This is a genomic window from Mesorhizobium sp. M2A.F.Ca.ET.067.02.1.1 (assembly GCF_004023285.1).
In the GTDB taxonomy this organism is placed as follows: Bacteria; Pseudomonadota; Alphaproteobacteria; order Rhizobiales; family Rhizobiaceae; genus Mesorhizobium.
In genome coordinates this window covers 1-8,706 of the sequence record NZ_RZSB01000194.1, presented here as the reverse complement: position 1 = coordinate 8,706, position 8,706 = coordinate 1, and the positions used below count along the sequence as shown (strand labels likewise).

The window sequence follows — 8,706 nt, the reverse complement described above, 5'->3', positions numbered from 1 at the left end:
ATATTCGGCTTCGCCAAGACCGTATCGGTCGGCGAATGCAGCGACCTCAGGCTCTGCGAGCCGCGCGAGACGGTGGCCGCGGTGCGCGAGCACACCGATCTCGTCGTCGGCGTGAAAGTCCGCTCCGGCAAGCATGCCGGCGGTACCAGCGGCATCGCCCCGGTCGATCTCGCGCTCGAAGCCGCTGACAAGGTCGGCTTGCCGCTGATGGCGCATATCGACGAACCGCCGCCGGGCCGTTCGGAAGTGCTGCCCAGGCTGCGCCGCGGCGACATCCTCACCCACTGCTTCCGGCCATTCCCCAACGCCCCGGTCTTCGCCTCGGGCACGGTGCGGCCGGACATGCGGCTCGCGCGCGAGCGCGGCGTCATCTTCGACATCGGCCACGGCATGGGCTCCTTCGACTTCGAGGTGGCGAAGGCGATGCTCGCCGAGGGTCTCGCGCCCGACGTCATATCGAGCGACGTTCACCTCTACTGCGTCGACGGCCCGGCCTTCGACATGCTGGTCTGCATGTCGAAGCTCATGGCGCTCGGCATGCCGCTGGTCGAGGTGCTGCGCGCCGCGACGGTGAATCCCGCGCAGGCGATCGCCCGACCCGAGCTCGGTGCGCTGAAGGTCGGCGGCATCGGCGACGTCGCGGTGCTGCGGCTCCAGCCCGGCCGCTTCACCTTCGTCGATGCTGTCGGGGCATCATTGATCGCGGACCAGCGCCTGGTGTCCAACGGCATTGCCATCGGCGGCAAATGGTGGCCAAACGAAGCGCCCGACCACGACGAGACCGAACGCTTCGAAGCGCATGCGCATCACACGCATGTGGATGTGGCGGCCAGGCATCTTGGCCCCTCAAAATCGTCGTTCTAGGGTCTACGTACCGCCTCGCGTCGCACCGCCCCAGGATAACAAACGCTAGGTTCGCGAATTACTCGGCTCGCCATAAACAGGCGTCGCAATTCCTTCCATCCGCGCCTTCAGCTGCAGCGCCACATATTTCGAATAGAAGCGCGACAGCGCCAGATTGCCACCGTGGAACCACAGCGCCTCCTGCGCCGTCGGCTTCCACATGTTGCGCAACTCGCCCTGCCAGGGACCGGGGTCGCCCTTCACGCCGGAGCCGAGGCCCCAGCACGGACCGACCTTGTCGGCGACCTCGCGTGACACGATAGCGGCAACCGTCTCGTTCATCGACTGATAACCGGTGCAGCAGACGATCGCATCGACTTCCAATTCGCTGCCGTCCTCGAACAGGATGCCGTTCGGCGTCAGCGACTTGATGCCGACGCCGCTTTTGACTTTGATCTCGCCGTTCAGGATCAGCTCGCAGGCGCCGACATCGATGTAATAGCCCGAGCCGGTGCGATAGGCCTTCATCAAGAGCCCGGTCTCGTCTTCGCCGAAATCGATGGCGAAGCCGCTGTCGCTGAGACGCGTGTAGAAATCCGCGTCTCGCGCCCTGATCACGTCATAGAGCGCGCGCTGGCCCTTGGGCACCAAAGCGAAGGGCGTGGAAGCCACGATCATGTCGGCCTTGTCGGTGGTGATGCCGCGCGCCAGCGCCTTCTCGGAAAAGATCTCGAAGCCGACATCCATCAGCGTGTCGGACTTCACCACGGTCGTCGGCGAGCGCTGCACCATGGTGACCTTGGCGCCTGCTTCCCACAGGTCGACGCTGACATCGTGGCCGGAGCTTGCAGCACCGATCACCGCGACGCGCTTGCCGCGGAACTTCTCGCCGGTGGGATACTGGCTGGAATGCAAAAGCTCGCCCTTGAAGCTGTCGACGCCCGGCAATTCGATCCGCCGCGGCGGCCCGTAGGCGCCGGTGGCGAAGACGATGTGCTTCGGCTTCAGCGTGACGCGCTGGCCGACGCGGTCGACCACCACGGTCCAGACCTTTTCGGCCTCGTCATAGGCAGCGCTGATGCATTTGGCGGCCACCCAATAGTTCAGCTCCATGACGCGCGTGTACATTTCCAGCCAGTCGCCCATCTTGTCCTTGGGCGTGAAGACCGGCCAGTTTTCCGGGAACGGAATGTAGGGCAGATGGTCATACCAGACCGGGTCGTGCAGCACGAGCGAGCGGTAGCGGTTGCGCCAGGAATCGCCGGCGCGCGCATTCTTCTCGATGATGAGCGTCGGAACGCCGAGCTGCCGCAGCCGGGCGCCGAGCATGATGCCGCCCTGCCCGCCGCCGATCACCAGGCAATAGGGCTGCTCGTGCACGCCGAGATCGCGCGCCTCACGCGCTCTCGCTTCGGCCCAGGTCTCGCGCTTGGGGTCGGCCTTGTGGCGGATGCCGAGCGGCCGCGCCGGGCCCTTTTGCTCCTCGAAACCCTTGAGCTCGCTCATCGCCGTGAACAGCGTACGGCAGCGGCCATCCTTGAGCCGCAGGATCCCCTCGCCCCGCGCCACCCCAGTCTCGAATGTGAACCAAGCCTCGACGATGCCGTCGTCGACGCTCGGCTCGCCGGTCAGGTGCCAATGTGATGGCTGCGCCAGCGACAGCGTGGCCTTCAGCATCTCGCGGATCGCGGCCTGCCCCTCCATGGTCTTTATGTTCCATGTGAAGGTCAAAAGATCGCGCCAGTAGCAATCCTCCGCAAAGAGGTTCGTCGCCGCCTCGATATCGCCCGCCTCCAGCGCCCGGCCGAATGAGCCGAGCCAGGTCGCCGCCTGTTGCGATGGTGCGATGTCGAGCATTTTTCTTCGTTCCCTTTTTCAGTTCGAAATCCGGCGGCGCCTTCCCCTTCTCCCCCTTGTGGGAGAAGGTGTCGCCGAAGGCGACGGATGAGGGGTGCTCCAGGGAAAGCCAAGGCCTCACTCCGCTGGAACACCCCTCATCCGTCTCGGCGCTAACGCGCCGATCCACCTTCTCCCACAAGGGAGAAGGGTAGTCGCTAATCCCCCAGCGGCTCCATCTCCTTGCCCGTCCGATGGATCTGCGCGTTGTATTTGATCCTGCGCACCGTCTCGCGCGCCGGACCGTCAATCTTGTAGGCTGCCGCCACCGCCAGCAGATCGATGGCCGCCAGGAATGCGTAGCGCGACGCGGTCGGCTTCAGCGTGTCGGGATATTCGGGCACGGCAACCGTCAGCCGCACGTCGCAGACCCGTGTCAGCTCGGTGTCGGGCGCCGTCACGCAGATCGCGTTGGCGCGGTAATGCTTGGCGAGCTCCACCGCCTCGATCACCTCGCGCGTGCGCCCTGTGGCCGAGATCGCGATCACCAAATCGCCCGGCTTCAGCGTCGAGGCGGTCATGCGCATCAAATAAGGATCGCATTGCGCGCTTATGGTGATGCCATAGCGGAACAGGCGGTATTGCGTCTCCTGCGCCAGCGCCGACGAACTGCCGCCGAGGCCGAACACCGTCACCTGCCGTGCCTTCGCGATCAGTTCCGCCGCCTTCTGCAGCTGTCCCGGATCGATCTGCCGCTCCGCCTCCTGCAGCGCGCGTCGCGCCTCCCCGAACACGGCGTTCCAGAACGGCATGCCGCTGTCGCTGTTCGCGGGCTGGGGCTTGGTGGCGAGATAGAGCGCGCCGACGACGAGGCTCTGCGCCAGCTTCAGCTTGAAATCGCGCACGCCCTCGCAGCCGATGGCGCGGCAGAACCGTGTCACCGTCGGCTCGCTGACCCGGGCACGTTGAGCCAGCGCCGCATTGGAAGCATCGACCGCATATTTGACGTCGTCGAGCACGACATCGGCGACGCGGCGCTCGGCCGGCCGCAGCTCCGCATAGCTGTCCTTCACCTGCGAGATGATATCGGGAAAGCGCCTGACATGGTCGTGCCGGTCGCCGTCTTCGTCCGCAATTCGCAATGCCTGGCTGTCAGCTTCGGTCATTCGCCAGTCCTCCCCAGCCCGCTTCTGGATCCGTCATCTTCGCGATTATCCGCCCGCTGGCCATAGGCAATCAACCGCGATGAGTATGTAGGAAAGTAACACGCACCGCAAGAGGCGATAAAATCGTTTCAAATCAGCATATTAGATAATATGTGATTGAACCTGATTGCTTCCGCCGTCTGTCGCCGCTTGACAGTAAAGTAGGATAGTTACAGACTGATTTTGCGGACAGATGGGGCCTTGGGCAACTCATCGCGCAGTCTCCGAGGGGGAGCATGAGTACGGCAAGCGCAAGAACGCCGAAGCTCGGCGTGCAGGCAGCGACCAAGGTCTATCAGACAGGTTCCGGCGATCTTCTGGCGCTGGACCGCTGCAGCCTCGATGTTCAACCCAACGAGATCGTTTCGATCGTCGGCCCCTCCGGCTGCGGCAAGACCACGCTGTTGTGGTCTATGTCGGGCCTGCATCGGCTGACCGCCGGCGCGATCCTGCTCGACGGCAAGGAAATCACCGGACCGCGCCCCGAGATCGGCATCGTCTTCCAGGAAGCGAATCTTTTGCCCTGGCGCAATCTCGACGCCAACATAAACTTCCCGTTCGAGATCAAGGGCGAGAAGCCCGACCGCGCCTGGATCGCCCATCTCCTGCACCGCGTCGGGCTCGATGGCTTCGGCGGTAAATTCCCGCGCGAGCTTTCCGGCGGCATGCAGCAGCGCGCCGCGATCGTTCGCGCCCTGGCATTGAAGCCCTCCGTGCTTTTGATGGACGAGCCCTTCGGCGCGCTCGACAGCTTCACCCGCGAGGAGATGAACCGCCTCGTCGAGGAGATCTGGCTCGACACCAAGACGACCATCGTCTTCATCACCCACTCGATCGAGGAAGCGATCTTCCTCTCCGACCGCGTCGTGGTGCTGACCACGCGGCCGGGCCGCGTCGCCAAGATCTACGACGTGCCGTTCGCGCGCCCGCGCTCGCTGGAGATCATGGCGACGAAAGAGGTCTTCGACCTCACCAACAAGATCAAGATGGACATTGTCGGCGAGCGGAGGCCGCAGGCCCAGGACCAGCCGGAGCACAAGAGCGCTGAAATCGTTAGGATCAGGCCGTGAGCGGGGGCGACGCCATTCCGGAATTCTCGAAGGCGAAATCGGGAGACGGCCAGGATGTCAGCCTGACCAATCTTTCGGCCTTCGCCAGCGGCCCCGGCATCAAATCCGGCGCAGAGGTGGCAGCGATCCTTGCGGTCGCCGTGGTGATCATCGGCGGCATCGAGCTGGCGCTGCGCATCTTCCACGTGCCGCAATACATTATGCCGCCGCCGAGCTCGATCGTTTACGCGCTGTTCGACGAGTTCCCGCTGATCGCCCCGCATCTCGGCTACACGCTGGTGGAGCTCGTCTCGGGCTTCGCCATCGGCGCCATCGTCGGCCTTGTGATGGCGGCGATGATCACGCAGTTCCCCTTCGCCGAGAAGATCGTGGCGCCCTACATCCTGATCCTGGTCACCACACCGATGCTGGCGCTGGTGCCGCTTTTGATCCTGCGCTTCGGCTTCGGCTACACGCCGCGCATCATCGCGGTCGCTCTGGCTGCCGGCCCGATGGTGATGATCAATGCCGCGACCGGCTTCCGCCGCGTCGACAGCGCCAAGATCGCCCTGGCCCGCTCCTATGGCGCAAGCACCCTGCAGATCTTCTGGAAGATCCGCGCGCCGATGGCGCTGCCGATGATCCTGGTCGGGCTGATGATCGGCGCCATCTTCGGCCTGCTCACCGCTGTCGGCGCCGAGATGGTCGGCGGCGGCTTCGGCCTCGGCAACCGGCTCACCTCCTACTCCTCGATGATCCAGATGCCGCAATTCTTCGCGGTGGTGCTGATCCTGTCGACGCTCGGCATCCTGATCTACGTGCTGTTCTTCCTGATCGGCAAGAAATGGGCGAGCTGGGAGACCTGACCGACGGACAAAAATCACGCCCGGGAGGCGGGCGGAGGCAAGGCAAGCGATCAATAAGGGCAATCAACAAAAGGGGAATGCCATGACCAACGATAATCCGATCCATTCCAGTGCTCCGGCCGGCATCAGCCGCCGCTACTTCCTGCAGGTGACGGCGGCCGGCGTCGTGACCACCACCGCGCTCGGCGCGTCCGGCCTGAAGGCCCGGGCGGCGGCCTATGAGAAATTCACCTGGATCTCGCCGCGCGGCACGCTCGAAGTGCTGGACGACTATCCCTACTGGTCGGCGAAGAAGGCCGGCTATTTCGGCGACCTCGCCACCGACATGCAGCCCGGCCCTTCGGATGGCACCGCGACGGTGAAATTCGTCGATGTCGGCCAGGCCGACATGGGCTTCCCCTCGCCCGGCGTCTTCTCCTTCGCCATTCAAAACGGCATGAAGCTGAAGTCCGTCTTCCACATGGGCGCGCGCGATACTTTCAGCCTCGCCTTCCGCAAGGGCCAGGGCACCAACAACCTGAAGGACCTCGAAGGCAAGACCATTCTGCTCGGCTCCGCCGCCTGGCAGGCGATCGTCGATCCGCTGCTGGCGGCCCAGGGCGTCGACATCAAGAAGGTGAAATATGTCGAGGCCGGCTGGCCGACCTGGGGCACCGCGCTGGCCGGCGGCCAGGGCGATGCGGCGCTTTCCTGGGAAGGCTTGCGCGCCGAATGGATCGCCAAGGGACTCGACTTCGAGTACTGGCTCGGCGTCAAGAACTCCAAGCTGCCGGCCAACACCTTCGTCGTGCGCGCCGCCGACCTCGAGGATGCCGATAAGAAGGCCTTCCTGGAGAAGTATCTGCGCGGCTGGGCGATGGGCCTCGAATTCGGCTACCAGAATCCGCGCGCCGCGGTCGAAGCCGTGTTCGAGCAGTTCCCGACCTTGGCCAAGAACCTCGGTCCCGAGCTCGGCACCACCTCGATCCTGCAGCAGATCAACGTCTTCCGCGGCGACATGGAGAAGCGCGGCGGCTGGGGCTCGCACGACATGGCGAGCTGGCAGGGCTTCTTCGACGAGATCCTCAAGATCGGCCAGATCAGCGCGCCGGTGAAGGCCGAGGATGTCTGCACCAACGATCTGATCCCGGCCGCCAACGACTTCGACAAGGCCAAGGTCAAGGCCGATGCCGAGGGCGTGAAACTGTCGGAAGGCTTTGCCGCCCTCGACGTCGACAAGATCAAGGCGCACCTGTTCGATTCCGCCGTCAAGTAACGCGACTGCCATGACCAACGGGCGGCGGGAGGCGCCGCCCGCCATTCCATTCAAAGAGCATTGGGGAGGCTTCGATGGCCGACAAGGTGAAAATACTGGTGGTTGGTCTGGGCAATATGGGCGCATCGCATGCCAGCGCCTATCACCGCTCCGACGGCTTCGAGATCGTCGGCATCATGAGCCGCAACATCAAAAGCAACAAGAAGATCCCCAAGGAACTCGCCGGCTACCCGCTCTATGAGGATTTCGACCTGGCGCTGAAGGAGACGAAGCCGGATGCGGTCTCGATCAACAGCTGGCCTAACACGCACGCCGAATACGCGCTGAAGGCGATCGCCGCCAACTGCCATGTCTTCATGGAAAAGCCTCTCGCCACCAACATCGAGGACGCCGAAAAGGTGGTGGCAGCGGCGCGGGCGAAGAACCGCAAGCTGGTGCTGGGCTATATCCTGCGGGTACACCCGTCCTGGATCAAATTCATCGAGGTCGGCAAGACGCTCGGCAAGCCGCTGGTGATGCGTCTGAACCTCAACCAGCAGAGCAGCGGCGCCGCCTGGCACTGGCACAAGAACCTGATCGACTCGCTGATCCCGATTGTCGACTGCGGCGTGCATTATGTCGACGTCATGTGCCAGCTGACCGGCGCCAAGCCGGTGCGCGTGCACGGCATCGGCGCAAAACTCTGGGCCGAGGCCGACAAGCAGAATTACGGCCATTTGCACGTCACCTTCGACGACGGCTCAGTCGGCTGGTACGAGGCCGGCTGGGGCCCGATGATGAGCGAGACGGCCTATTTCGTGAAGGACGTGGTCGGCCCGAAGGGCGCGGTCTCGATCGTCGCCGGCCAGTCGGGCAGCAGCGCCAAGGATGCCGAGGAAGTGTCCGATTCCGCCGACATCGACCGCCACACCAAGACCGACGCGCTGAAGATCCACTATGCCCAGGTCGACGGCGACAAGAATTTTGCCAAGCCCGACGAGATCGTCAGCATGGAGGACGAGCCCGGGCACCAGGAACTCTGCGACCGCGAGCAGGGCTTCTTCCTGCGCGCAATCCGCGAGGACCTCGATCTGACCGAGCAGATGGACGCGGCCGTCAACAGCCTGCGCATCGTGCTGGCGGCCGAGCAGAGCATCGCGGAGAAGCGGACCGTCGAGCTGGCCTGAGCCTTCTCTGGCACAAGTCGCGGCACTCCCCCTCATCCGGCCGCTTCGCGGCCACCTTCTCCCCGAGGGGAGAAGAGGGAAGCGCCGGCGCTGACAATCTCCTCTCCCCGCCGGGGAGAGGTCAGCCGAGCGAAGCGGAGGCTGGGTGAGGGTGAGTCTGGGCCAGTTCGCAACTGACGGCACTTGTAAGTGGGAGGAACACATGGCCGCGATCTCGAAGAGCTTGCTGGAAACCTATGCCGAATCCGACGCGCTGGCGCTCGCCGACCTGGTGAAGCGCGGCGAGGTTTCGCCGGCTGAGCTCGTTGAAGCGGCGATCACCATGATCGAACGCCTCAACCCATCGCTCAATGCGGTCATCCACCGCCTCTACGACATGGCGCGCGCCCAGGCGGCGACGGTGGACAAGAACGCACCCTTCGCCGGCGTACCCTATCTGCTCAAGGAGCTCGCCTCGTCCTGGAAAGGCGCGCCCCTTACCAACTC

8 protein-coding genes are annotated in these 8,706 nt (G+C 64.2%); 6 read left to right on the top strand and 2 right to left on the bottom strand.

What is annotated here, in order from left to right; all coding sequences use genetic code 11:
* A partial coding sequence (locus EOA28_RS15455) for an amidohydrolase family protein (protein WP_128315022.1) occupies nucleotides 1-864 on the top strand: 864 nt, incomplete at its 5' end.
* Between the two features lie 45 nt (nucleotides 865-909).
* Here EOA28_RS15455 and EOA28_RS15450 read toward each other — a convergent pair.
* Together EOA28_RS15450 and EOA28_RS15445 are read right to left on the bottom strand one after the other, a co-directional pair.
* The gene (locus tag EOA28_RS15450; protein ID WP_127249487.1) at nucleotides 910-2,700 is read right to left on the bottom strand and encodes an NAD(P)/FAD-dependent oxidoreductase; all 1,791 of its coding nucleotides are present in this window, start codon (nucleotides 2,698-2,700) and stop codon (nucleotides 910-912) included.
* Between the two features lie 197 nt (nucleotides 2,701-2,897).
* On the bottom strand, nucleotides 2,898-3,845 hold the full coding sequence (locus EOA28_RS15445; protein WP_127249488.1) for a MurR/RpiR family transcriptional regulator: 948 nt from the start codon (nucleotides 3,843-3,845) through the stop codon (nucleotides 2,898-2,900).
* Between the two features lie 275 nt (nucleotides 3,846-4,120).
* Between EOA28_RS15445 and EOA28_RS15440 the strand changes: the two genes are divergently transcribed.
* From EOA28_RS15440 to EOA28_RS15420, 5 genes are all read left to right on the top strand, one after another.
* Complete coding sequence (locus tag EOA28_RS15440) at nucleotides 4,121-4,954, top strand: ABC transporter ATP-binding protein (RefSeq protein WP_127249489.1); 834 nt, start codon at nucleotides 4,121-4,123, stop codon at nucleotides 4,952-4,954.
* A complete protein-coding gene (locus EOA28_RS15435; RefSeq protein ID WP_127249490.1) occupies nucleotides 4,951-5,799 on the top strand; it encodes an ABC transporter permease in 849 nt (282 codons plus the stop codon). The genes EOA28_RS15440 and EOA28_RS15435 overlap by 4 nt, the downstream gene beginning before the upstream one ends.
* A gap of 82 nt (nucleotides 5,800-5,881) precedes the next feature.
* Nucleotides 5,882-7,054: an ABC transporter substrate-binding protein gene (locus EOA28_RS15430; protein WP_127249491.1), complete on the top strand. Its 1,173-nt coding sequence runs from the start codon at nucleotides 5,882-5,884 to the stop codon at nucleotides 7,052-7,054.
* Between the two features lie 74 nt (nucleotides 7,055-7,128).
* Nucleotides 7,129-8,220: a Gfo/Idh/MocA family oxidoreductase gene (locus EOA28_RS15425; RefSeq protein ID WP_127249492.1), complete on the top strand. Its 1,092-nt coding sequence runs from the start codon at nucleotides 7,129-7,131 to the stop codon at nucleotides 8,218-8,220.
* 202 nt (nucleotides 8,221-8,422) lie between these two features.
* Nucleotides 8,423-8,706 (top strand): amidase family protein (locus EOA28_RS15420; RefSeq protein WP_245501527.1); only part of this gene is annotated, 284 nt, incomplete at its 3' end.

Bases quoted from the DNA above. Each gene is read 5' to 3' on its own strand.
- EOA28_RS15440 (WP_127249489.1), top strand. From the start codon at position 4,121: ATGAGTACGGCAAGCGCAAGAACGCCGAAGCTCGGCGTGCAGGCAGCG.
- EOA28_RS15430 (WP_127249491.1), top strand. From the start codon at position 5,882: ATGACCAACGATAATCCGATCCATTCCAGTGCTCCGGCCGGCATCAGC.
- EOA28_RS15450 (WP_127249487.1), bottom strand. From the start codon at position 2,700: ATGCTCGACATCGCACCATCGCAACAGGCGGCGACCTGGCTCGGCTCA.
- EOA28_RS15425 (WP_127249492.1), top strand. From the start codon at position 7,129: ATGGCCGACAAGGTGAAAATACTGGTGGTTGGTCTGGGCAATATGGGC.
- EOA28_RS15445 (WP_127249488.1), bottom strand. From the start codon at position 3,845: ATGACCGAAGCTGACAGCCAGGCATTGCGAATTGCGGACGAAGACGGC.